This is a genomic window from Pseudomonas sp. R1-7 (genome assembly GCF_051132105.1).
Classification (GTDB): domain Bacteria; phylum Pseudomonadota; class Gammaproteobacteria; order Pseudomonadales; family Pseudomonadaceae; genus Aquipseudomonas.
The window spans coordinates 1121541-1146026 of the sequence record NZ_CP071661.1 but is presented as its reverse complement, the minus strand read 5'-3'; the positions used below and the strand labels follow the sequence as shown (position 1 = coordinate 1146026).

Genomic DNA, 24486 nt, shown 5'->3' with positions numbered 1-24486 from the left:
CCGTTTGCGTGAATCCATGCTAGGCCAGCAACACTTGGACTTTCGGGTGTTCGAGTGGGGTCAGACCTTGGTTTTTTTCTGGAAAGAACCCGCTGAAGAGCGTTTTCTGCGGTGCTCAGGCGGATGACGACAGCTCCGCCGGCAACGCACCGGCGGTCTTGATGGTCTTGGTGACGATGTAGGTGAAATAGCGTTCGATGCCGAGGTCTTCGAGCAACAGTTGATCGACGAAACGCTGGTAGGCATCGACGTCCGGCGCCTGGATCATCGCCAGGTAATCCACACCGCCGCCGGTGGCGTAACAGAACGCCACTTCCGGCGCCGAGATCATCCGTTGCTCGAAACGACGCATGTCCTGGGCGGTATGCCGGGCCAGGGTGATTTCCACCAGCACTTGCTGACGCTTGAACACGGCGGCCCAATCGACCTGCGCCCGGTAACCGATGATCAAGCCCGCCGCTTCCAGCTTGCGCACCCGCTCCCAGGCCGGCGTCACCGACAGGTTGATGGCTTCGGCCAGGCTCGACTTGGTAATCCGCCCGTCCTCGGCGAGGATTTGCAGGATCTTCAGGTCGTAGCGATCGAGCTTGTGCATGGGGCCGGGCTCTCCAGACAAATCAGAAAATCACACCGCCCCTGTGGCGAGGGAGCTTGCTCCCGCTGGGCCGCGCAGCGGCCCCAATAGCAGCTTCGTAATCGCTCAGATCAAAAAGCGACGACTGCTTCGCAGCCGAGCGGGAGCAAGCTCCCTCGCCACAGTGTGTGTGTCAGTTGAGGCGCATTACGCCAACACATCCGCAATCACCACCAACGTATCGCCACACTGCACCAACCCGGGAAAGTGCCGGGCCGCCAAGAGGCCGCTGCGGGCGGCGCGGTATTGGACCGGGGCGACGCCGTTGCGGGTGGTGTCATGGATACGCGCAACCACCTCACCCTGGGTGACGTTTTCCCCCAGGTCACGGCACATCTCCAACAAGCCGTTGTGCTCACTGGCAATGAAACAACTGGCGTCCGGCATGTCGAGCACCAGCGAGGGCTGCAACTCGATCGTGCCCCGCAGGATGCCGGCGTGGATCAACAGGTTGCGCACCCCACGCTCGGCAATCGCCACGCTACGGGCGGTCGACGAACCGCCGCCGCCCAGTTCGGTGGTGACGAATACCTTGCCTTGGGATTCGGCCGCCGTGTCGTACATCGCCCCGGCGTCCAGCTCCAGCATGCGCATGCAATACGGCGCGTTGAACGCCAGCATCCCGGCCTCGCAGCGCGCTTGCTGCTGTTTGTCCGGCAATACGTGGCAAGCGGCAAACGGCAGGAAATCCAGGGTCCGCCCGCCGGAATGAATGTCCAGGACAATGTCAGCCAAGGGCAGCAGAGTGCGATTGAAATAGTCGGCGATTTTCTCGGTAACGGTGCCGTCCGGCCTGCCGGGAAAACTGCGGTTCAGGTTGCCCTTGTCGATGGGCGAAGTCCGGCGTCCGGCGTGGAAGGCCGGGGTGTTCATGAACGGCACGATGATCACCCGCCCGCTCACGTCTTCAGCCGTCAGTTGCTGCGCCAGTTTGCTCAGGGCTACTGGGCCTTCGTATTCATCGCCGTGATTGCCACCGCTGAGCAGCGCCGTCGGACCGCTGCCGCGCTGGATGACCGTGATGGGAATCATCACCGCGCCCCAGGCCGAATCGTCCCGCGAATACGGCAGTTTGAGAAAGCCGTGCTGCACGCCCTCGCGGCTGAAGTCGACCGTGGCGCTGATGGGATTGTTGGGCAAGTCGGGCATGGCTCAATCCTTCACGAACAATTGACGAGGCACGTTGCACAGCGTCTCGACGCCAGTCTCGGTGATCAGGATGCTCTCGGTGATTTCCAGGCCCCAATCGTCCATCCACAGCCCCGGCATGAAGTGGAAGGTCATGCCCGGTTGCAGCACGCTGTTGTCACCAGGGCGCAGGCTCATGGTGCGTTCGCCCCAATCCGGCGGATAACTGATACCGATGGGATAGCCGCAACGGCTGTCCTTGTGGATGCCGAACTTCTCCAGCACCTTGAAAAACGCCACGGCGATGTCGCCAGTGGTGTTGCCCGGCTTGGCCGCGTCCAGGCCCGCGGCGATGCCTTCGACCACGGCTTTTTCACCGTCGATAAAATGTTGCGGCGGCTTGCCCAGGTAAATCGTGCGCGACAGCGGGCAGTGGTAACGCTTGTAGCAACCGGCGATTTCGAAGAAGGTCCCGGCGCCCCGTTCGAACGGCGAATCATCCCAGGTCAGGTGCGGCGCGCTGGCATCAGCCCCGGTGGGCAACAGCGGCACGATGGCCGGGTAGTCGCCGCCATGGCCGTCGGCACCGAGGATGCCACTGCTGTAGATCTCGGCCACCAGTTCGTTCTTGCGCATGCCCGGTTCGATCCGTTCGAGGATCCGACCGTGCATGTTCTCGACGATGCGCGCAGCGATACGCATGTAGGCGATTTCCTGGGGCGACTTGACCGCGCGCTGCCAATTCACCAGGCCTACCGCGTCCACCAGTTTCGCGTCGGGCAGGTGCTTTTGCAGCGACAGATACGCAGCGGCGCTGAAGTAATAGTTGTCCATTTCCACGCCGATGCGCAGCGCGCCCCAGCCGCGGGCGATGATCACCTCGCGGGACAGGTAGTCCATGGGGTGGCGCTCGCGGGACTGCACGTAGATGTCCGGGTAACCGACGATGTTGTCTGCCTGCATGAACACCGTGCGCCTGGCACCGTTTGCATCCTGGCCGCGACCGAACCACACGGGCTCGCCCTCCAGCGCCAGCAGCACGCACTGGTGCACATAGAACGACCAACCGTCATAGCCGGTGAGCCAGGCCATGTTCGATGGATCGGTGACCAGCAGCAGCTCCAGCCCTTGGGCCTGCATGGCCGTGCGAACCTTCGCCAGGCGCTGGGCATATTCCTCCCGCTGGAACGGAAGATTGACGACTATCTCTGACATCCACCTGCCCTCTGTTCAATGACTCGTTGAAAGATGTGTTAGCGACCGAACGCAAAGCCCTTGCCCGCCCCCAGCGCCCGTTCGAAGGCGAGGTTGCCGATAGCGGTGTCCTGGGCGCCGGTACCGGTGAGATCGCACAGCGTCACTTGCGCCGCATCGGTGCGCCCGAGCCGCTGCCCCGCCAACACCCGTCCCAATTCCATCAACCCCAGGTCATCGCGAACGGTGCCTGCCGCAAGGGCGTGGTGCAGCTCGCCGAGCACACGGGTCTGGCTCAAGCGGTCGGCGACATAGCAGTCGACGGCCGCCAAGGCTTGCGGGGAGATCTCGTTCTTGTGCTCCGCGTCCGAGCCCATCGCCGTGATGTGCAGGCCCGGGTGCAAATGACGGGCTTCGATCAAAGGTTCGCGACTGGGGGTGCAGGTGATGGCGATGTCCACGCCTTCCAGGGCAGCGTCAATGGACGCGCATGGCGTGACGGCCAGGCCGGTCTCACGTGCCAACGCCTGACTGAATGCCTTGGCTTTTTGTCCATCACGCGCCCAGACCCGCACCTCGTCGATGGGCCGTACCAGGCGCAGTGCCTGAAGCTGCAACGCCGCCTGCTCACCAGCACCGATCAGCGCCACGCTGCGGCTGTCCTCGCGGGACAGGCAACGCGCCGCCACCGCACCCGCTGCAGCGGTGCGCACGGCGGTGAGGTAGCCGTTATCCAGCAGCAGCGCCTCCAGCAAACCGGTGCGTGCCGAGAGCAGCATCATCATGCCGTTGAGGCTGGGCAGGCCAAGCTTGGGGTTGTCGAAAAAGCCCGGGCTGACCTTGATGGCGAAGCGTTCCAGGCCCGGCAGGTAAGCGGTCTTCACATCCACTTCGCCGTTGTACTCGGGGATGTCCAATCGCAGGATCGGCGGCATCGCCACGGCGGCGGTGGCCAGCAGCACGAAGGCCTGCTCGATGGCGTCGACGCTGGCCAGATCGAGGGTCACGCAGCTGCGCAGGTCGGCTTCGCTCAATAGGGTGACTTCACTCATGGCAGGCTCCGTTCAGGGTTTATCAGGCGTTGGCGCCAGCGATCACGCGGGCATGGCGTTCGGTGTCGACGTTGCGCCCGCTGATCACCAGGACGATGGGGCCACGGGGCTCGACCAGGCCGTCGAGTAGCGCCGCGATGCCCACCACGGCGGCGCCTTCGAGCACCAGGCGCTCGTGGTGATAGGCGTGGCGGATGGCATTGCCGATGGAGGCCTCGGAAAGCAGGTGCAGGCCGTCGATCAGCTGCCGGGTCATGGCGAAGGTGTAGCGGTTGTCCAGGCCGATGCCGCCGCCGAGGGAATCGGCCAAGGTTGGCAGTTCTTCGATTTCCACCGGTTCGCCTGCGTCCAGGCTGGCGTGCATCGCGGCACCTCGGGCCATGCTGATGCCGTGGACCTGAATTGCCGGACTGGCACTTTTCAGCGCCAGGGCAACGCCTGCGAACAGGCCGCCACCGGACAACGGCACCAGGACCTGGGCCACGTCCGGTTGCTGTTCGAGGATCTCCAGGCCGAGGGTGCCTTGACCGGCGATGATTGCCGGGTGATCGAACGGCGGCAGAAAGGTCGCCCCCTGCTCCCGGGCGATGCGCTCGGCCTCGCGCTGGGCATCGTCCTGGGATTGGCCGACGATGCACACCTCGGCGCCCAAATCGCGAATCGCCTGCACCTTGTTGGCCGGCACCAGGTTCGACAGGCAGACAATCGCCCGGACGCCCTGCTGCGAGGCCGCATGCGCCAACGCCCGGCCATGGTTGCCGGTCGAAGCCGTGACCACGCCTTGGGCCTTTTGCTCGACGCTGAGCTGCGCCACGACATTGCTCGCCCCGCGCAGCTTGAAGCTGCCGGTGATCTGCAGGGATTCCAGCTTGAGGTACACCGGCACGCCTATCAGTCGCGACAGGCTGGGGGAATGCTCCATGGGCGTGCGCCGGACCTGCGACGCGATGCGCTGGCGAGCGAGGTAGATGTCCTGAAGCTGCAACCCTGTCATGACCGCGTCCCGAGCAGATGTGTTGGGCGCAGTCTAAGAGGGCTGGATTGTAGTGATGAATGTACTAGGGCAATTTAGTGATGAAGTTCCAAAGTCACCAAAATTCCTTGTGGGAGCGAGCTTGCTCGCGATGGGGCCCTCACATGCAACATCTTTGCTGACTGCCACACCGCTATCGCGAGCAAGCTCGCTCCCACAGGGAATGGTGTGGTGCGTCAGAAATCATGAATCTGCGGATACTGGTTGAAGATCTCGCGCATGCCGATCAGTGCATGGCGCATTTCGTCGTCGCTGCATTCGGCGCCGACGCATACCCGCACCGCGCGTGGCCTGGGAGTGCCGCGGACGGTGAACGGATCGGGGGAAGTGACCGCGATGTGCTTGTGTCGCAGCGCCCGCACAAGGCTGTCGACCTCCCAGTGCGACGGGATGCCGATCCAGGCATTCAGGGCGTGAGGATGCTGGGCCAATACGTGCTCGCCCATGTATTCGGTGACCATCGCCTGGCGCCCCGCCAACAGGCGCCGCTGTAAGTGCAGCAACGACTCGGCGCGCCCATCGCGGATCCAGCGGGCGGCGATCTCCGACACCATCGGCGTGGCCATCCAACTGTTCACCCGCAGGATGCTCTCGGTACGCAACGCCAGGCGCTTGGGCACCACCAGATAGCCGATGCGCAATCCCGTGAGCACCGACTTGGTCATGCTCGTGCAATAGAACGACAGCTCCGGCAGGTAATGGCTGATGGGTGGCGCCCGGCGTTCGTCCAGCAGCGGACCGTACACATCGTCTTCGATGATGTGCACACCGAAGCGGCGAGCGATCTCAGCGATTTCCCGGCGCCGGGCGTCGGGCATCAGGCTGGTGGTGGGATTGTTCAGGTTCGGCGTGCACACCAGCGCGGTGATGCGCTCGTTGCTGCACATGTCCTCGAAATGCTCAGGGTCGATGCCATGGCGGTCAGTGTCCAGGCCCTTGAGGGTGAAACCCAGCACTTGGGAATTGCCGATCACGCCGTGGTCGGTCAGCCCTTCGCAGAGCACCACATCGTCGGGACCGGCGAGGGACGCCAGGGCGAGGAAGATGCCATGAGCCGCGCCATTGGTGATCAATACATCGTTGCGATCGACCTTCAGCCCCTGCCGCCCGATCCATTGCGCCGCAGCTTCGCGATGGGATTCAAAACCGGCTATCGGACGAAACGCATGGATCCATGGCTGATCCTCTTCGGTACTAAGCTCGGCGCAAGTGTCACGCCAGAACTGATCGTGCTCGCGGGTGTGGAGAATGCGCGTGATGGAAAAATCCACCAGCGCCCGCTCGGGGCTGTCGAGTATGTAAGTCGCCACCCGGTCGCTCATGCGCCGCGAGACGAAGCTGCCACGCCCGACTTCGCAACGGACCAGCCCTTGGCGCTCCAGCTCCTTGTAGGCATTGGTGACAGTCTGCACGCTGATGCCCATGGCGTCGGCCACCTGCCGTTGCGGCGGCAGGCGCTGGTCGTTGGCCAGGGCGCCCTGCTCGATATCGTCGGCGATGGCCTGCACCAGGATCTTGTATTTGGATTCACCGCTGCGGGCGAGGTCCAAGGCTGACTTCCACTTATCCATAACGCTGCAACCGGCGTGAGAAAGGGTGCGCACAGCATTGCGCGGCCATGGCGGCAAAGCAATTGTCCTAGTGCAATACAATCCGCGCCGGGGCTTTTGTATGCTCGGTCCAAGGTCGTCCTCCAGGCGGGTTCATTACCCCGACAAAAAGCCGGATCGACCTGTACCGGCGCCGTTACCGATTCCAGGCCCCGCCCGGATCCGCCGCCGTACGTTTTGCTCTTGTCACACTGCCTCCTAACACAGAACCGTCCGCTGACGGATCCACAAGAAACAGGAGATTTTATCGATGAGCAATTTTCTTCCCCGCACTTGCACACCCTTGCGCCGACTCTTATTGACTTGTGCCGTGCTTGGCCTGGCCAGCAGCGTCCAGGCGGCCACCCTGGACACCGTCAAAAGCAACAGCAGCATCCGCATCGGCTACGCCAACGAAACCCCGTTTGCCTTCACCGAAACCGACGGCACCGTCACCGGCGAATCGCCGGAGATCGCGAAGATCATCTTCGCCAAGATGGGCATCAAGCAGGTCAACGGCGTGCTCACCGAATGGGGCTCGCTGATCCCTGGCCTGCGCGCCGGACGCTTCGACGTGATTGCCGCCGGCATGTACATCACCCCGGCGCGCTGCAAGCAGGTGCTGTTCACCGATCCGCAATACCAGTTGCCCGACGCCTTGCTCGTGGCCAAGGGCAACCCGAAAAAACTCCACAGTTATGAAGACATCGCCAAGCAACCGGACGTGAAACTGGCCATCATGGCCGGCACGGTGAACCTGGCGTATGCCCGCGATTCCGGGGTCAAGGATGAACAAATCCTCCAGGTCCCCGATACCACCGCGCAATTGCAAGCCGTGCGCGCCGGTCGCGCCGACGCCGCCGTCGGCACGCAACTGACCATGAAAGGCCTGGCTACCAAGGGCGGTGACAAGGTCGAGGCGATGACCGAGTTCAAGGACGACCCGTCCCACATCGGTTACGGCGCCCTGGCCTTCCGCCCCGAAGACAAGGACCTGCGCGACGCGGTCAACGCCGAGCTGAAAAAGTGGCTGGGGTCGGAAGAACACCTCAAGACCGTCGCGCCATTCGGTTTCGATAAATCCAACGTCACCAGCAAGACCGCGGCCGAGCTCTGCGCTCAGCCGTAATGGCACGCCGAAACGGGCATGACGCGCAGGCGTGATGCCTGTTCCCCGCTTCATCGGATATCGGGTTGAACCATGGGCGAATTACTTCCGTTATTGATTCAAGGGGCCTGGGTCACGCTCCAGGTGACCTTCTTCGGCTCGCTGCTGGCGATTGTCGCGGCGGTACTCGCGGCGCTCGGGCGGCTGTCGCCGTGGCGCGCGTTGCGCTGGTTTTCCATCACTTACATCGAAGTGTTCCGAGGCACGTCGCTGCTGGTGCAGTTGTTCTGGCTGTTCTTCGTGCTGCCGCTGCCGCCCTTCAACGTCGAATTGAGCCCTTACGCCGTGGCGATCGTCGGCCTGGGCCTGCACATCGGCGCGTATGGGGCTGAAGTGATGCGCGGTGCGATCAGCTCGGTCGCCAAGGGCCAATACGAAGCCTGCACGGCATTGAATTTCAGCAGTTTCACCCGTTTCAAGCGGATCATCCTGCCCCAAGCCTTGCTGGCGGCGATTCCACCGGGCACTAATTTGCTCATCGAGTTGTTGAAGAACACCTCGCTGGTGTCGCTGATCACCTTGTCGGACCTGAGTTTCCGGGCGCGCCAGTTGGACCAGGCGACGTTCCAGACCCTGGAGATTTTCAGTCTGGCGCTGGTGATGTATTTCATCCTCGCCCAGGCCATCAACTTCGGCATGCGCAACGTCGAGCGGCGGCTGAGCCGGGGCCGGATGCGTGGAGGTCTGTCATGACGTTGTTCGACTGGTCCTACGCGGCGCAAATCCTTCCGGACCTGCTGCGCGCCTCCCTCAATACCGTCGGCATCACGTTGATCGGCTTTTTGATCGCGATCGTGCTGGGGCTGTTCCTGGCGATTGGCCGACGCAGCCGCAAGTTCTGGCTGTCATGGCCGGCCACGGCGGTGATCGAGTTCATCCGCAGCACGCCGTTGCTGATCCAGGTGTATTTCCTCTACTACGTGCTGCCCAACTACGGTCTTAGCCTGACGGCCATGCAGGTCGGCATCCTCGGCATCGGCCTGCACTACGCCTGCTACATCGCCGAGGTCTATCGCAGCGGTCTCGATGCGGTGCCCCGGGCGCAGTGGGAAGCGGTGACGGCGCTGAACATCGCGCCGTACGACGCCTACCGCAACATCATCCTGCCCCAGGCACTGCGCCCCATCGTGCCGCCTTTGGGCAACTACCTGGTGGCAATGCTCAAGGACACGCCGGTGCTGTCGGCGATCACTGTGGTGGAAATCATGCAGCAGGCCAAGAACATCGGTTCCGAGCATTTCCGCTACCTGGAACCCATCACCCTGGTCGGCCTGTTCTTCCTCGCCCTGAGCCTCGCCTTGGCCTATCTGGTACGGCGCCTTGAAACGCGCATGGAGCTACGCTAATGACTTTACCCCTGTCCACGCCCACCGATTTGTCCCGGCGCAGCACGCTGGCGTCGCAGCAGGAGGCCCCGGCCATGCAGATTCCGACACCGTCCCGGCCGATTGTGAGTTTCCAGGACGTGACCAAAAGCTACGGCAGCTTCACCGTACTTGACCATCTGAACCTGGATGTCGCGCCCGGTGAAAAGGTCGCGATCATTGGCCCCAGCGGATCGGGCAAATCTACTCTTTTACGGGTGCTGATGACCCTGGAAGGCATTGACCAAGGCCAGATCCGCGTCGAAGACGACTCGCTGACCCACATGCCCAACCGCAACGGCGTGCTGGTGCCGGCCAACGACCGACACATTCGCCGCGTGCGGGGCAAGATCGGCATGGTGTTCCAGAGCTTCAATCTGTTTCCGCACATGAGCGCGTTGCAAAACGTCATCGAGGCGCCGGTGCAAGTGTTGGGCATGAAACCGAAGGAAGCCCGGGAGCGTGCCGCCGACCTGTTGGAACTGGTGGGGCTGGGCAACAAGCTCGACCATTACCCGTCGCAGTTGTCCGGCGGCCAGCAACAGCGGGTAGCGATAGCCCGGGCTCTGGCGATGCGGCCGAAAGTGATGCTGTTCGATGAAGTGACCTCGGCGCTGGATCCGGAACTGTGCGGAGAAGTATTGAACGTGATCCGCAAACTGGGTGCCGAGCACAACCTGACGATGCTGATGGTGACCCATCAGATGGGATTTGCGCGGGAGTTCGCTGATCGGGTGTGCTTCTTCTACAAAGGCCAAATCCACGAGCAGGGCACGCCTGCGCAGATCTTCGAGCACCCGCAGCAGGAGCGCACATGTGCGTTCTTGAGTGCGGTGAAAGAGGCTAACTAACCCCCTCGCACAAAAGCCCAAACGCTGGCCGCAAAAAAAGGGGGCCCCTGTTTCCAGGGTCCCCTTTTTATCTACAGCCCAGCGATTATGGATATTGCTGGTAAGTTTGCCCCTGCTGTTGCGGCGCCTGGTACTGCTGCCCCGGAATCGCCTTGAGGTTGACCTCGACCCGACGATTCTGCGCGCGGCCATTGACGTCGCCGTTGCTCGCCACCGGGTTGTCCGGGCCGGCGCCACGGGCCGACAGGTTGGCGCCGCTCACGCCCTGGGCCGTCAGGTAGTTCGCCACGCTTTGGGCACGGCGCTGGGACAGGTCCATGTTGTGCTGGCGGCTGCCGGTGCTGTCGGTGTAGCCGACAATTTCGATCTGGTTCTGGTTGAACTCCTTGAGGGAGTTGGCCAGGTTGTTCAGCGGCTGGTAGAAGCTGGAGGCGATGTTCGCCGAGTCGGTGGCGAAGGTGATGTTGCCCGGCATGATCAGTTTGATCTGGTCGCCCTGGCGCTGCACTTCAACGCCGGTGTTGGCCATGCTGGCGCGCAGTTTCTTCTCCTGCTGGTCGGCGTAGTAGCCGTAGCCTGCCGCCGAGGCGCCGACCACCGCGGCACCGATCAACGCGCCCTTGCCGCGGTTATCGTGACCGATGGCCGCACCGGCCAAGGCCCCCGCCAATGCACCGAGGCCACCGTACTTGGCGGTTTTGCTCATGCCCGACGATTCGGTAGAGGCCTGGCCCTGGTTGTCATAGGGGTTGGGCGACGCACAGCCGGACAACAGGGCCACGGCGGTAGCGACAACGATCAAGCGACGCGAGGTGAACATGGAGATGCTCCTGGGATTTTCAGTCTGGTTGCCAAAGTGTAGGCAATCCACTCTGGCTGGCGTTGGAACGCGGCAAACGTTAAAAATTCCGTCGCGTTGCGCTGCGCTTCGCCCCGACTGAAAAACATCGGTCGCCGCCCGATCGAAGACGTTTCACGCCTGCGCCAAACTGCGGCTCACGCCCCTGGCAATCATCTCCACTTCCCGCCCATCAATGGTCAGTGGCGGCAACAGGCGGATGGTCCTGCCCCGGGTGACATTGATCAGCAAGCCATGGTCCCGGGCGGCAAGGAGCGTCAGGTCGCGCACCGGCTGCTTGAGCTCGATGCCGATCATCAACCCTTGGCCACGAATCTCCAGGACGTTCGGATTGTCGGCCAGTTCGGCGCGCAACCGGCTGAGCAACTGCGCCCCCTGACGCTCGGCGTTTTCCAGCAGGCCTTGCTCCTCGATGATATCCAATACCGTACAAGCCACGCGGCAGGCCAAGGGATTGCCGCCAAACGTGCTGCCATGACTGCCCGGCGTGAACAGCTCGGCGGCCTTGCCCCGCGCCAGGCAGGCACCAATGGGAATACCGTTGCCCAAGCCTTTGGCGAGGGTCATGACGTCCGGCACGATGCCCTCGTGCTGGAACGCGAACCATTGGCCGGTGCGACCGATGCCGGTCTGGATCTCATCGAGCATCAGCAGCCAGGCGCGCCGGCTGCACACATCCCGCAGGGCCCGCAGGTAACCCGGCGGTGCGAGCTGCACGCCACTTTCCCCTTGGATCGGCTCCACCAGAATCGCGACGATACGCTCGCCATGGGCCTGCTGGATTTTTTCCAGCGCGGCGAGATCGCCAAACGGCACCTTGACGAAATCCCCAGGGAGCCGATTGAACCCCAGCCGTACCGATGGGCCGTCGCTGGCGGACATCGTGCCCAAGGTGCGCCCATGGAAGGCGTTGTCCATGACCACGACCAGTGGCTGCTCGATGCCTTTGTGCCAACCATGCAGACGGGCCAGTTTCAATGCGGTTTCGTTGGCCTCAGCTCCGGAATTGTTGAAAAACACCCGCTCCATTCCTGAAAGCTGCGTGAGCTTGCGGGCCAGCCTTTGCTGCCAGTCGATGCTGTACAGGTTCGATGTGTGCAGCAGCAGGCCAGCCTGTTCACTGATGGCCGCCACCAACCGGGGATGGGAATGCCCGACGTTGGTCACCGCCACACCCGCCACCGCGTCGAGGTACTCGCGCCCATCCTGGTCCCACAGGCGAGTGCCCAGGCCATGGGTGAAACTCAGCGCCAGGGGTTGGTAGGTGGTCATCAAGCAGGCAGCGGTCATGACATCTAGCTCCATCGGGTGGTTTTTTCCAGTATGGTTAGCCACTTCAGATGGATAAACGCCGATTTACTTCAATCATTTATAAGCAGAGCTTGATAATGGACCTGTTCCAGGCAATGACCGTTTATGTGAAAGTCGTGGAGACCGGCAGCCTGACAGCAGCAGCCCAGGCCAGCGAAATGTCCACCACCATGGTAGGCAATCATCTTCGCGCGCTGGAGCAACGTCTCGGTGTGCGCCTGATCAATCGTACGACACGTCGCCAGCGCCTGACGGAATTCGGCTCAGCCTATTACCAGCGTTGCCTGGAAGTGCTCGGGCTGGTCGCTGACTCCGAACGCCTGGCGGAACAGACCCAAGGCGATCCCACCGGCACCCTGCGCATCACCGCGCCGCTGACCTTCGGGACGGAGCGCCTGGCACCGGCGTTGGCGCAATTCAGCCAACGTTATCCACAGGTCAAGCTTGATGTCGTCCTGACCAACCAGCGTCTCGACCTGCTCGACCACGGCTTCGACGTCGCCATCCGCCTGGGGCTCCCCGATCCAAAGTTGATTGCCCGTCCCTTGGTGGACTACACCCTGACCATCTGCGCATCAAAGGCTTACCTGGCACGGCGAGGCACGCCGCTCAAGCCAGACGATCTGCGACACCACGACTGCCTGTCGTTTGCCTACTCCGCCGGCGACGAATGGCGCTTCGCCCAGGAGCACTGGCCCATCGGCCCCGAAGGGGAAACCAAGGTCCCGGTGACCGGGCCGATGCTGATCAACAGCTCCTCGGGGCTGCACCGCGCGGCGCTGGCCGGCATGGGCGTGGTGATGCTGCCCGACGCGCTGGTGGAAAAAGATCTGCAAGAAGGCCATCTGGTGGCGCTGCTGCAGGACTATCAATTGCCCCATCGGCCGGTGAGCTTGATGTACGCCCAGGATCGCTACCGTTTGCCGAAGCTGCGCAGTTTTGTCGAGTTTGCGCTACAAAAGTGGGGCAAGGCCCAGGACTGACCCACCTTAGCCTGGCGGCCTGAACAACTCCCGGCTAGTGACGCCGCGCCCCATCGGCTACTCTTCCCCTCTGGAGAGCATTTTGATATCAGGGCTGATTGAGGAACAACGATGGACGACGCCTCGAAGATCGATTTGCTGCGGTTCGATTTGTCCGATCTGGACGAAAGCGTGCTGCACACCATCATGGAGCTGGTCAGCGACGGCATTTGGGACTGGAACGCCAATACCGGGTTCGTCTACCGCAACCCCGGTTGGTACACGATGCTCGGCTACACGCCCCATTCCCTGAGCAACACCGTGCTGACCTGGGAGAGTGTGATCCATCCGGAGGATTACCCCCAGGTAATGGCCTTGTTCGACGATTACCTGGAACAACGGTCGTCGAAATATCAAGCCGAGTACCGTTGCCGGGCCCATGACGGTTCCTATATCTGGATCGAAGACCGCGGCTACGTGATCGCCCGCAACCCCGACGGCAGCGTGGCCCGAATGATCGGCGCCCACCGCAGCATCGACGACAAGAAGCGCCTGTTCGAGCAACTTGAACGACGTAACAAGTCCCTGGAAGCGATCATCGAAGAGCGCACCCGCGAACTGTCGCGGGTCAACCATCAACTGCAAATCCAACTCGACGAAAACCGCAAGCTGGCCGAAACCGATGCGCTGACCCTTGTCGCCAACAGGTATCGCCTGGAGCAGGCGCTGCCACTGGCCTGTGAGCGTGCCCAGCGCTTTCGCGAACCGTTGTCGCTGATCGCCATGGACATCGATGATTTCAAGGACATCAACGATCGCTACGGCCACGCCTTTGGTGACGCAGCGCTGGTGCAGGTGGTACAGGCGGTCAAACGCTGTGAGCGCGACGGTGACCTGTTGGTGCGCTGGGGCGGCGATGAATTCATCATGATTTTGCCAAACACGTCGTTGCCCGATGCGGTCCTGATGGCTGAAACCGTTCGCCGAGGTCTGTCCGACCTGCTACCGGTGGGCGACTTCCAGATCACCATGAGCTTTGGCGTGGTGCAACGACTCGAAGACGAAACGCAGGAAGTATTGATGGATCGGGCGGACCAGGCGCTGTATCGCTCCAAGATGGCCGGCAAGAACGTCATCTGCAACTGAAGCAGCAATTGAATGAATCCATGAGCCGTTTGTTGCGGTCACAGCTTTGTCCTCACCCGCAACAGGTTCTCTTACATTGGCGACTCGACTCCCCCGCTCCTCGAACCTTTTCCTGGGCTGCGCCGGCTGGTCGTTGCCCAGGGCATATTGGCCGGCGTTTCCTGATGAGGGGCCCCATTTACAGCGCTACAGCGCACGCTTCCCGGCGGTGGAGATCAACAGTTCGTTCTATCGCCCGCACCGCCCGGCCACCTATGAAAAGTGGGCGGACAGTGTAGCGCCGGACTTTCGTTTTTCGGTCAAGGTGCCAAAGCAGATCACCCACGAGCGACGTTTGCACGATTGCGAGGGGCTTGTGGATGAGTTCCTCGGGCAATGTTCACAGCTGGGGGAAAAACTCGGTTGCCTGTTGATTCAGTTGCCGCCGTCGCTGGCCTTCGACAGTACCCAGGCCGAGCATTTCTTCAAGGTTTTGCGGGATCGATATCAGGGCCACGCGGTTCTCGAACCCCGACACCCGAGCTGGCTCGCGCCGCAGGCCATGGCGATACTGGAGGACGAGCGGATCGCTCGTGTGGCCGCAGATCCGTCCCCCTTATCGGGAGGTGATCGACCGGCCGGCTGGCCTGGTATTCGCTATTTCCGTCTGCATGGCTCGCCGCGAATCTACTATTCCCCTTACGAGGACGCCTGGCTGAAACAGCTCGCGGAGCAATTGAAGAGCACTGCGGCCACGCCGACCTGGTGCATCTTCGACAACACCGCCAGCGGCGCCGCAACGCCGGATGCGTTGCGGCTGATGGAGCTGATGCTCGACTGAAATACCTACCGGCCACCGCGCCGACCGTGACAATGCTGCCCGCGTCCAATAGATTAGGCGACCGGAAAAAGCTCAATGCCTTTCTCGCCTCATCCAGCTAACAGAAGTAGTGAAATTTCAATGTCCGATTCCAATACCGCTGAATCCCCAGTTTCCCTGTCGTCCAAAGCGGAATACGAAAACTCCATCAATCTTTCACAGCATCTGCCCCAGGCCAAAACCATCAGCGAGATGGTCCTCGATGCGTTCCAGTCGAACCGCGAAAGCGACCAGATCCGCGAACTGCGTACCGCTATTCGCCAGGCCCACGATGCGTTCGATGATGACAAAGCCTACGAACTGATGGGCCAGCTCAAGCAGCTCAAGGACGCTGAGGCTGCGGATTTTGCCGCGCTGGAAGACCTGAGCAGCCGCTTCCCCATCAGCCGCATCCTCTCCAGCTACAAGGACGATCCAGCCTTCCAGGAATTGGTCTACGGCTTGGCCCTGAAAGTGCTGAACCAGACCCACCAGGCCATCAGCAACCCGAGTGGCAGCAAGGGCAAGGCCTCGCGGCCCAAGAAGGAAGCCGAGGTCTTCGTGATCAGCAAGGACGGCATCAGCGTCACCCTGCCCCTGCGCACGCCACGCTCCAAGCCGAACGTCGACCGCGAAGCCTTCGAGTTCCTGGGTTTCAATTTCATAGGCGAAGGCGACGAAGCCGAGCTGGAAAGCGAAACCTTCCTGGACAACGACGGCACCGAACAACCGGTCACCCGCAAGAGCATCGTCACTGCGCTGCAACAGCAGAAAGCGTTCGATGGCTACAGCATCGCCCAGCAATAAAGCCTGTTGAAATCTGTCCGGGAGCGAGCTTGTTCCCACTGAGTCCGAAGTAATACCAAGAAAAAGCCCCGCGCTTCCTCGAAGGCGGGGCTTTTTCATGGGTTTCGGCGGTTCAAACAGCACCAAGGCGCTCGACCATGTCCGGAAACTTCTCGACCAGTTTGATCAACAAAGCTGCCTGGGCGTTAGGCTTGGATTTTTCCTGTTCCCAGTTTCTCAGGGTACTTGGGCTGGTTCTGATGCTCTTGGCGAAGACGGCTTGGGACATATGAAGCCTGTCGCGCAAAGCCACGATTTCCTGGGCTGACACCTCAGGAACCGGCTTGTCTTCAATCGAAATCTGGCGAAGGGTAATCTTGCCCTCGCGGTGAGCGGCCATCTCCTCGACGCCTCGCATCATCTCGGCAAACAGATCGCGCTTTTTCATAAGGTCCCTCGTACTTTCAACTCAGCTTCTATGGCGCGCTTGAGCGTCTTCTCTTGCTCGGCGGTCAGGGTTTCCAGTTCGTCCTTGTCATAAATCGCAAACATCCAGAACTGACGATCATGCCTCAACCAATAATAAATGACCCGCAACCCACCTCGCTTCCCTTTGCCACGACGCTCATCGAACCAACGCAACTTACGGAAACCACCGGTACGTGGCATGACGTCACCGGCCTCTGGATGCTGCTGCATATAGAACTGAAGCAGGCGATATTCATCATCGGTCAGGTAATGACCAACCGTGGCAGTGAACGCAGTCGTTTCAAAAAATAAGGTTCGCATGGCAAAAACTATAGGCAAATCGCGTATAGATCAACAAGCCACAATCTATTGCGACGAATGACAGCGGCTAGCCATGGCCAATTTCGAAAAAAAAGCCCCGCGCTTCTCTCGAAGGCGGGGCTTTTTGTGCAGCGTCTGGAGCTTAAGGTGCGTAAGTCAGCAACAACTCACTCGGCACCTTGAAATCCAGGGACATCATGACGCTCAGGGCTGTGATGGTGAAGATCGAGAACACGAACAGCTTGCGTGCCCAGACCGTGTCATCCACCGCCTTGTAGCCGGTCCAGGCCATGTACAGCCAGTACATGCCCATGGCAGCGGCGACGGCGAGGTAGCTCATGCCGGCGTAGCCGCTGAAGGTCAGCATCAGGGTCGCCACGAGGAAGGCCAGGATATAGAGCAGGATGTGCTTCTTCGCCACCTGGATACCGCGCTTCACAGGAAGCACCGGAATCGAAGCTGCCAGGTAGTCGTTGAAGCGGAAGATCGCGATGGCGTAGGAATGCGGCATCTGCCACAGGCTGAACATCACCAACAGCGTCAGCGCAGCCATGTCGAAGCTGTTGCTGACCGCGACATAACCAATCACCGGCGGCATCGCCCCCGACAGACTGCCCACCAGCGTGCCGTGAACCGACTTGCGCTTGAGGTACAGGCTGTAGAGGCCGACGTAGATGACAAAACCGATCACCGCGAACAACGCGGCCAACGGGTTGGCGACCCAATACAGCAGCGCCACGCCGGCCACGCCCAGCACCGTGGCAAATGCCAGGGCCAGTTGCACCGGAATCAGGCCTTGGACCAGCGCCCGGTTCTTGGTGCGTTCCATCTTGATATCGATGTCGCGGTCGATGCAGTTGTTGAACACGCAACCGGACGCCACCACCAGGGAAGTGCCGATCATCGCCGCCAGGAAGATGGCCAGATCGACATGCCCTTTCGAGGCCAGGAAGAACCCGCCCGCCACAGAAAGCACGTTACCGAAAATGATCCCCGGCTTGGTGATTTGGATAAAGTGCTTCAGTGACATCCGGACTTTCCTCAGTGCGCCATCATGTTGGTGTGGATGCTGAACATGATCCACAGCGACAAGCCGACCAGCAGTACGATCACCAGCGCAGCGAAGACAAACGCAATCACGTTGTTACGCTGGGCGGCCGAGCGGTCCAGGTGCAGGAAGTACACCAGGTGGACCAGAACCTGGACCACGGCGAAGATCAGGATGATCCACAGCGTCAGGCTCTTGGGCAGCGACGGGTACATCACCAGGCCGAACGGAATGACGGTCAGGATCACCGACAGGATGAAACCGATGGCGTAGGACTTGACGCTGCCGTGGCCGGCGTCGTGGCCATCATGGAAATGAGCGTTAGCCATTTACAGGGTCCCCATCAGATAAACAACGGTGAATACGCAGATCCACACCACGTCCAGGAAGTGCCAGAACAGGCTCAGGCAGCTCAGGCGCGTCTTGTTGGTGGCGGTCAGGCCGTTTTTCTGGACCTGGTACATCATGATCGCCATCCAGATCAGACCACTGGTCACGTGCAGGCCGTGGGTGCCGACCAGGGTAAAGAACCCGGACAGGAAACCGCTGCGGCTAGGGCCGTAGCCTTCGGCGATCAGGATATGGAACTCGTTGATCTCCATGGCAATAAAGCCGGCGCCCAGCAGGAAGGTCATTGCCAACCAGCCCAGGACCTGGGTTTTCTTGCCCTTGTACAACGCCAGCATGGCGAAGCCGTAGGTGATCGAACTGAACAGCAGCAGCGCGGTTTCGCCCAGTACATAAGGCAGTTCGAAGATGTCGTGGCCCGACGGGCCACCGGCGACGTTGTTAACCAGCACCGCGTAGACCGCGAAGATCGACGCAAACAGGATGCAGTCGGTCATCAGGTAGAGCCAGAAACCGAATACGGTCATCTCGCCCGAGTCGTGGTGATGGTCATCGTGCCCATGGTCATGACCATGGGCGTGTCCAACATTGGTCACTAAGTTCGACATGGTTTAAGCCTGTTCCAACGAGGTTTCAACACGGGTGGCGGTGGCAGGGACTTTCCCGGCCGCGACCAGGCGCTTGTGCTGCTCGGCTTCGATGCGCTCGATGACATCCACCGGCACCATGTAGCCCTGATCGTCACGGGCGGCATGGATGGCGAAATACACCACGGTGCCGACCAGGCTGGCGATGGCCAGCCACCAGATGTGCCAGATCATCGCGAAACCGAACACGGTCAACAGCCCGCCCATGACCACACCGGTAGCGGTGTTGTTGGGCATATGGATCGGCGAGTACTTGGCCGGGGCCTGGTACGCGGTGCCGTTTTCCTTGGCTTCGGTGAACGGGTCGATGACGTCAGCTTTCGGCAGCACGGCAAAGTTGTAGAACGGTGGTGGCGACGAAGTCGACCATTCCAGGGTATGGGCATTCCACGGATCACCGTGTTCGCACATGTTTTCCGGCTTCTTGCGATCACGCACGCTGACGTACAGCTGGATCAACTGGCAGGCGATACCGACCGCGATCATCACCGCGCCGAACATGGCGACGTACAGGTACGGCACCCACTCAGGGTTGGTGGTGGCGTTCAAGCGACGGGTCATGCCCATGAAGCCCAGTGCATAAAGCGGCATGAACGCGACGAAGAAGCCCGAGATCCAGAACCAGAACGCTGCCTTGCCCCAGCCTTCGTGCAGCTTGAAGCCGAACGCTTTCGGGAAGTAGAACGCAAAACCTGCGATGTAGCCGAACACGGCACCGCCGATGATCACGTTATGGAAGTGCGCGATCACGAACAGGCTGTTGTGCAGTACGAAGTCAGCACCCGGAATGGCCAGCAGAACGCCGGTCATGCCGCCGATGGCGAAGGTCACCATGAAGCCCAGGGTCCACAGCACATGGCTGGTGAAACGCAGGCGGCCCTGATAGATGGTGAACAGCCAGTTGAACAGCTTCACACCCGTCGGGATGGAAATCAGCATCGTCGCCAAACCGAAGAAGGCGTTGACGCTCGCACCCGAACCCATGGTGAAGAAGTGGTGCAGCCAGACCATGAAGCCCAGTACCGAGATCGCGCCCGAAGCGTAGATCATCGAGTGGTGGCCAAACAGTTTCTTGCCGGAGAAGGTCGAGATGACCTCGGAGAAAATACCGAACGCCGGCAGGATCAGGATGTACACCTCGGGGTGACCCCAGGCCCAGAACAGGTTGACGTACATCATCGGATTTCCACCCAGTTCATTGGTGAAAATGTGGAAATCCATGTAGCGGTCAAGCGTCAGCAGAGCCAATGTCGCGGTGAGGATCGGGAACGAAGCGACGATCAGCACGTTGGCCCAGGTGCAGGTCCAGGTGAAGATCGGCATGTCCATCAGCTTCATGCCAGGGGTACGCATCTTCAGCACGGTGGCCAGGAAGTTGACCCCCGTCAGCGTTGTCCCCAACCCGGATAGCTGTAGCGCCCAGATGTAGTAATCCACCCCCACGCCCGGACTGTATTGCAGCCCCGACAGCGGCGGATAGGCGACCCAACCGGTCTTGGCGAATTCGCCGACACCCAGGGAAACGTTGATCAGCACGACGCCGGAAACCAGCAGCCAGAAGCTCAGGGAGTTCAGGAACGGGTAGGCAACGTCACGGGCGCCGATCTGCAGCGGCACTGCAAGGTTCATCAGGCCGGTGAAGAATGGCATCGCCATGAAGATGATCATGATCACGCCGTGGGCGGTGAAGATCTGGTCGTAGTGTTCAGGCGGCAGGTAGCCAGGCGAACCCTCGGTGGCCATGGCCAGCTGGGTACGCATCATGATCGCGTCGGCAAAACCGCGCAGCAGCATGACCATGGCGACGATGATGTACATCACGCCGATCTTCTTGTGGTCGACCGAGGTCAACCATTCAGTCCACAGGTAAGTCCACTTCTTGAAGTAAGTGATACCCGCGAACAGCGCCAGGCCACCGAGCGCGATGATGGCGAGGGTCACCATGACAATCGGCTCGTGGAACGGGATCGCTTCCCAACTTAATTTACCAAACATCGTTTACTCCTCTGCCCCGGCAGCTGAATGCGAGCTCATGTCCATCCCTTCCATGTTGTGGGCCACTTCCTTCTCTTTCTTCTCGTGATGCATCGGCTTGCCCGGATTCATCCCTTCATACTTATCGATGATGGTCTGGAACAGGTTCGGCGTGACCGACGAGTAGAGTTCGACTGGGTTGTTCTGGCTCGGCTTGGAAAGGGCTTCGTATTCAGCTTTTTCAAGCTGTTTAGGTGCCTTCTTCACTTCGTTGACCCAGGCGTCGAACTCTTCCTGGGTGGTGGCGGTCGCCTTGAACTTCATGCCGGTGAAACCCGCGCCGCTGTAGTTGGCGGAGATACCTTCAAGTTCGGTGTTCTGGTTGGCGATCAGGTGCAGCTTGGTCTGCATGCCGGCCATCGCATAGATCTGGCCGCCCAGGCCCGGAATGAAGAACGAGTTCATCACGGTGTCGGAGGTGACCTTGAAGTTGATCGGCGTGTGGGCCGGGAACACGATCTTGTTGACCGTGGCGATGCCTTGTTCCGGATAGATGAACAGCCACTTCCAGTCCATCGAGACCACTTCGATGGTGATCGGCTTGACGTCCGAATCCAGCGGACGGTACGGGTCCAATGCGTGGGTCGACTTGTAGGTGATGTAACCCAGGGCAATGATGATCAGCACCGGAATGGTCCACACCGCCACTTCGATCTTGGTCGAGTGCGACCACTTCGGCGTGTAGGTGGCCTGGGTGTTGGATGCGCGATACTTCCAGGCGAACAGGAACGTCATGACGATAACCGGTACGACGACCAGCAACATCAGCAGCGTGGCGGTGATGATCAGGTTTCGTTCATCCAGGCCGACCTGGCCCTTGGGATCGAGCAGGGTCATGTTGCAGCCTCCCAGCAGCAACGTGCCGAGCAGCGGCAACAAGCCTAGTAATCGGGGGTACCTGTTTTTACTCATCTCACGACCTCTAAAGCAGCTTGCGCAATGCAGTTGGGTTTTGATCGCCAACACTTCACCCTGCCAAGGGTTGGCATTTTCTTGGATTGAATAAGGGCTGCCCGTCGAACGTCAGACGCTGTTCGACACATCCTGGGCCAGCAGTGAGTTCTTATTCGTTGGTCAAAGGCCTAGTTCAAGCCCAATTCCATTTGGTGCGGGTAGTTGGAGGCACCGACACCTGGGGTCGCATGGGGCGCTGGCGCCCTTCGACCACTCTCGTGCTCAAGCCTGAGCCGGGTCGGAAAATCGGTGCGGGCGATTGTAGTGAGCTGCGGCGTTGGAGACCATGTCTTAACCCGAAATAATTTTTATCCGATCCGGCAACAATCTATTGCCGCTATTGCAACGGGCCAGCATGTTATCGAAATTCATTCTCAACAAGAACCCCAAAAAACGTAAGGCTACTACGCCCGATTTAGACAGCTGCGCACGTTTCCGGTGAGCTTTCATAGCCGGCATGCGCCCATTTTACGGGGGCTTGGCGATATGGCGCTTCGCTGTTAAAAATGCCTGCTTGGAAGATGACAATATTGCGGTCAAGGGGGATGCCAGGCCGTTTTTTTGTTACAGGTTGCACCGCCAATTCGCCCCATGAAAGGACGCCAGCGGCAAGATGTGTGACAACGTGTCGCACATCGCCGCAGGGCATTCTTGCCCAGGATCAAGGCTGATCCTCAATGACCCTGAAATGAAAAACGCCCCGGCTCTAGATGAAGAAACCGGGGCGTCTGTTCAGAACGACTTCAGCGAATGGCTTTGCGATTACGCGACACGAGCAAAGGCACCAGCACGGCAGTCAGCACGAATGCCACGAGCGCCCATTGTGCCAGCGACAACCCAAGGACAGGCGGATACGGGGTGGAGCAGAAACCATCGACCTGGAAGCCCAACGGGAAGATCTTCGCCAGCGGCAGGTCATCGACGATCGGCTGTAGCACGTCGACGCCACAGCTGACCGCCGGGTAGAACTGCGTGTAGACGTGATGCCCCGCCACGCCCGCGCCGGCCAACGCACACAGCACGACCAACCCTTCGAAAATCGTCAGGCTGCGACGGGTGCGCATCGCCGCACCGATGAAGGCAAAGAGGGCGATCAGCAACAACGCGTAGCGTTGCAGGATGCACAGCGGGCATGGCGCTTCACCCAGCACGACCTGCATATACAGCGCACCGCCGATCAGTCCCAGGCAGATCAACCCCAGCAACACCAGATAGCGCCGCTCACGGCCCAGCCGCATCATTTCCTCACTCATTGCGTTTCCCTTCATCTGCATGGATCGACGCGCCGCATGACCGGCCTCGGCGCGCGCTCGGATGGCCGAAGTCTACACGCAGAACATGAACGTGCGGCAGTCGGCAGTATCGAGGGGAATAAACAGGAAGGGGGTTAAGCGGGGATTAATTTCAGTGCCGCGTCGGCAGAGCCATCGCTATCGCGAGCAAGCTCGCTCCCACAATGTTCATTGCAGCGTCACAATTTCGTGTGCACCACAAATCCCCTGTGGGAGCGAGCTTGCTCGCGATAAGGGCAACCCGGTCTTGCGGATTGCCGCAGCGATTATTCCAATGCCGCAGCCGGCCCGAAGAACTCGTAGCGGCTTTGCTCAACCGGCACGCCCAACGCCTTGAGATGTCGCTTGATCGCTGCCATGAACCCCTTCGGCCCAAGGAAATAGGCATCAAGGTCACGTTGCTCCGGCAGCCATTGCGCCAGTTGGTCCTGGCTCAACAGCCCAACCTTGTCAGCCGCCGGACCTGTGCCGTCATGCTCGTCATAGCAATAGAAGCGCTTGAGTTGCGGGTGCTGCTTGGCCAGGTCGTCGATCCAGTCACGGAAGGCATGCACATGGCCGTTGCGTGCGCAGTGGATGAAATGCACCGGACGTTCGGTTTGCAATGCCGCCTGCAGCATCGCCAGGGTCGGAGTGATGCCGACACCGCCACTGATCAGCACCAGCGGTTTGTCGCTGGCGGTGAGGTAAAAATCTCCCGACGGTGGAAACAGCTGGATGCTGCTGCCGACCTGGAAATGATGGTGCAGGTAGTTGGATACCCGCCCGCCCGCCTCGCGCTTGACGCTGATGCGGTACTGTCCATTATTGGCCAGTGCCGACAGCGAATAGTTGCGGCGTACTTCCTCGCCATCGAGGACCAATTTCATGCCGATGTACTGGCCTGGCTCAGCTTGCAGGATCGGCCCCTTGTCCGCCGGCTCGAAGTAGAACGACGTGATCTCGGAGCTTTCCTGCACCTTGGCAGTCAAGATGAATTCGCGCTCCCCACGCCAGCCGCCCGGCGCTGCGGCCTTCTGGTCATACAGGCCTGCTTCGGCGCCAATCAGGATATCGGCCAATTGGTTATAGGCGGCTCCCCAAGCCGAAATCACTTCAGGCGTAGCGATTTCTTCGCCCAGCACCTCGGCAATTGCCCGCAGCAAGCAGGAACCGACAATCGGGTAGTGTTGCGGCTGGATCTGCAGGGCCACGTGCTTGTTGACGATCTTGGCCACCAGGTCGCCCAATTGATCGAGCTGGTCGATGTGTCGCGCATACATCAGCACACCGTTGGCCAGCGCACGCGGTTGGTCGCCACTGGCCTGGTGAGCCTGGTTGAACAGCGGACGCACTTGGGGGTATTCGGACAACATCATGCGATAGAAGTGAGTAATGAGCGCCTCGCCACCGCTTTCCAACAAAGGCACGGTGGAACGGATAATGGCGCGTTGTTCTCGACTCAGCATGGGTAACTCCT

Annotated in this window: 25 protein-coding genes; 8 read left to right on the top strand and 17 right to left on the bottom strand. The window is 60.6% G+C overall.

Features of this window, described 5'->3' with window-relative positions; all coding sequences use genetic code 11:
- Positions 1–115: 115 nt before the first annotated feature.
- The 6 genes from J3P79_RS05070 to J3P79_RS05045 all read right to left on the bottom strand — a co-directional run bounded on the left by J3P79_RS05070 (position 116) and on the right by J3P79_RS05045 (position 6612).
- The gene (locus J3P79_RS05070) at positions 116–595 is read right to left on the bottom strand and encodes an Lrp/AsnC family transcriptional regulator (protein ID WP_434608666.1); all 480 of its coding nucleotides are present in this window, start codon (positions 593–595) and stop codon (positions 116–118) included.
- 186 nt (positions 596–781) lie between these two features.
- Complete coding sequence (gene doeB, locus J3P79_RS05065; protein WP_434608663.1) at positions 782–1783, bottom strand: N(2)-acetyl-L-2,4-diaminobutanoate deacetylase DoeB; 1002 nt, start codon at positions 1781–1783, stop codon at positions 782–784.
- Positions 1784–1786: 3 nt separating this feature from the next.
- The gene (gene doeA, locus J3P79_RS05060) at positions 1787–2977 is read right to left on the bottom strand and encodes an ectoine hydrolase DoeA (protein ID WP_434608662.1); all 1191 of its coding nucleotides are present in this window, start codon (positions 2975–2977) and stop codon (positions 1787–1789) included.
- A 38-nt stretch (positions 2978–3015) separates the two neighbouring features.
- The gene (locus J3P79_RS05055) at positions 3016–4008 is read right to left on the bottom strand and encodes a cyclodeaminase (RefSeq protein WP_434608661.1); all 993 of its coding nucleotides are present in this window, start codon (positions 4006–4008) and stop codon (positions 3016–3018) included.
- Positions 4009–4030: 22 nt separating this feature from the next.
- Positions 4031–5002 carry a hydroxyectoine utilization dehydratase EutB gene (eutB, locus tag J3P79_RS05050; protein WP_434608658.1) on the bottom strand — a complete coding sequence of 324 codons (972 nt, stop codon included), beginning with the start codon at positions 5000–5002 and terminating at the stop codon, positions 4031–4033.
- Positions 5003–5217: 215 nt separating this feature from the next.
- Positions 5218–6612 carry a PLP-dependent aminotransferase family protein gene (locus tag J3P79_RS05045; protein WP_434608657.1) on the bottom strand — a complete coding sequence of 465 codons (1395 nt, stop codon included), beginning with the start codon at positions 6610–6612 and terminating at the stop codon, positions 5218–5220.
- A gap of 289 nt (positions 6613–6901) precedes the next feature.
- On the opposite strand from J3P79_RS05045, the gene ehuB reads away from it, so the two are divergent.
- The 4 genes from ehuB (at position 6902) to ehuA (ending at position 10013) form a co-directional block, all read left to right on the top strand.
- Positions 6902–7759: an ectoine/hydroxyectoine ABC transporter substrate-binding protein EhuB gene (gene ehuB, locus J3P79_RS05040; protein WP_434608655.1), complete on the top strand. Its 858-nt coding sequence runs from the start codon at positions 6902–6904 to the stop codon at positions 7757–7759.
- Between the two features lie 72 nt (positions 7760–7831).
- Entirely contained in the window at positions 7832–8491 is a 660-nt protein-coding gene (gene ehuC / locus J3P79_RS05035) for an ectoine/hydroxyectoine ABC transporter permease subunit EhuC (RefSeq protein WP_434608653.1), read from the top strand.
- Entirely contained in the window at positions 8488–9144 is a 657-nt protein-coding gene (gene ehuD, locus J3P79_RS05030) for an ectoine/hydroxyectoine ABC transporter permease subunit EhuD (protein ID WP_053125022.1), read from the top strand. Before ehuC ends, ehuD begins: the two co-directional genes overlap by 4 nt.
- The gene (ehuA, locus tag J3P79_RS05025; protein WP_434608650.1) at positions 9144–10013 is read left to right on the top strand and encodes an ectoine/hydroxyectoine ABC transporter ATP-binding protein EhuA; all 870 of its coding nucleotides are present in this window, start codon (positions 9144–9146) and stop codon (positions 10011–10013) included. Before ehuD ends, ehuA begins: the two co-directional genes overlap by 1 nt.
- 85 nt (positions 10014–10098) lie before the next feature.
- Here ehuA and J3P79_RS05020 read toward each other — a convergent pair whose 3' ends face one another.
- Together J3P79_RS05020 and J3P79_RS05015 are read right to left on the bottom strand one after the other, a co-directional pair.
- Positions 10099–10833, bottom strand: a complete 735-nt coding sequence (locus J3P79_RS05020; protein WP_434608647.1) for an OmpA family protein — start codon at positions 10831–10833, stop codon at positions 10099–10101.
- Positions 10834–10986: 153 nt separating this feature from the next.
- Positions 10987–12162 (bottom strand): aspartate aminotransferase family protein, encoded by a 1176-nt coding sequence (locus tag J3P79_RS05015; RefSeq protein ID WP_434608646.1) that lies wholly within the window; start codon positions 12160–12162, stop codon positions 10987–10989.
- A gap of 98 nt (positions 12163–12260) precedes the next feature.
- Between J3P79_RS05015 and J3P79_RS05010 the strand changes: the two genes are divergently transcribed.
- The 4 genes from J3P79_RS05010 (at position 12261) to J3P79_RS04995 (ending at position 15936) form a co-directional block, all read left to right on the top strand.
- Positions 12261–13166: a LysR family transcriptional regulator gene (locus tag J3P79_RS05010; RefSeq protein WP_434608644.1), complete on the top strand. Its 906-nt coding sequence runs from the start codon at positions 12261–12263 to the stop codon at positions 13164–13166.
- 111 nt (positions 13167–13277) lie between these two features.
- Positions 13278–14291 carry a sensor domain-containing diguanylate cyclase gene (locus J3P79_RS05005; RefSeq protein WP_434608642.1) on the top strand — a complete coding sequence of 338 codons (1014 nt, stop codon included), beginning with the start codon at positions 13278–13280 and terminating at the stop codon, positions 14289–14291.
- Positions 14292–14367: 76 nt separating this feature from the next.
- Positions 14368–15111, top strand: coding sequence for a DUF72 domain-containing protein (locus J3P79_RS05000; protein WP_434608640.1), 744 nt, complete (start codon positions 14368–14370; stop codon positions 15109–15111).
- A 120-nt stretch (positions 15112–15231) separates the two neighbouring features.
- On the top strand, positions 15232–15936 hold the full coding sequence (locus tag J3P79_RS04995; RefSeq protein ID WP_434608639.1) for a hypothetical protein: 705 nt from the start codon (positions 15232–15234) through the stop codon (positions 15934–15936).
- A gap of 112 nt (positions 15937–16048) precedes the next feature.
- Here J3P79_RS04995 and J3P79_RS04990 read toward each other — a convergent pair whose 3' ends face one another.
- The 9 genes from J3P79_RS04990 to hmpA form a co-directional block, all read right to left on the bottom strand.
- Entirely contained in the window at positions 16049–16363 is a 315-nt protein-coding gene (locus J3P79_RS04990; RefSeq protein ID WP_434608638.1) for a helix-turn-helix domain-containing protein, read from the bottom strand.
- Positions 16360–16704, bottom strand: a complete 345-nt coding sequence (locus J3P79_RS04985; protein WP_434608636.1) for a toxin — start codon at positions 16702–16704, stop codon at positions 16360–16362. Before J3P79_RS04985 ends, J3P79_RS04990 begins: the two co-directional genes overlap by 4 nt.
- A gap of 142 nt (positions 16705–16846) precedes the next feature.
- Positions 16847–17734 (bottom strand): heme o synthase, encoded by an 888-nt coding sequence (gene cyoE, locus J3P79_RS04980; protein ID WP_039591595.1) that lies wholly within the window; start codon positions 17732–17734, stop codon positions 16847–16849.
- 11 nt (positions 17735–17745) lie between these two features.
- Positions 17746–18081, bottom strand: coding sequence for a cytochrome o ubiquinol oxidase subunit IV (gene cyoD / locus J3P79_RS04975; protein WP_434608634.1), 336 nt, complete (start codon positions 18079–18081; stop codon positions 17746–17748).
- The gene (locus J3P79_RS04970; RefSeq protein ID WP_039591598.1) at positions 18082–18708 is read right to left on the bottom strand and encodes a cytochrome o ubiquinol oxidase subunit III; all 627 of its coding nucleotides are present in this window, start codon (positions 18706–18708) and stop codon (positions 18082–18084) included.
- A 3-nt stretch (positions 18709–18711) separates the two neighbouring features.
- Complete coding sequence (gene cyoB / locus J3P79_RS04965) at positions 18712–20742, bottom strand: cytochrome o ubiquinol oxidase subunit I (protein WP_434608631.1); 2031 nt, start codon at positions 20740–20742, stop codon at positions 18712–18714.
- A gap of 3 nt (positions 20743–20745) precedes the next feature.
- The gene (gene cyoA, locus J3P79_RS04960) at positions 20746–21693 is read right to left on the bottom strand and encodes a ubiquinol oxidase subunit II (RefSeq protein WP_434608627.1); all 948 of its coding nucleotides are present in this window, start codon (positions 21691–21693) and stop codon (positions 20746–20748) included.
- A gap of 785 nt (positions 21694–22478) precedes the next feature.
- Positions 22479–22988, bottom strand: coding sequence for a disulfide bond formation protein B (locus J3P79_RS04955; RefSeq protein WP_434608626.1), 510 nt, complete (start codon positions 22986–22988; stop codon positions 22479–22481).
- A gap of 305 nt (positions 22989–23293) precedes the next feature.
- Positions 23294–24475 carry an NO-inducible flavohemoprotein gene (gene hmpA / locus J3P79_RS04950; RefSeq protein WP_434608624.1) on the bottom strand — a complete coding sequence of 394 codons (1182 nt, stop codon included), beginning with the start codon at positions 24473–24475 and terminating at the stop codon, positions 23294–23296.
- Positions 24476–24486 lie beyond the last annotated feature (11 nt).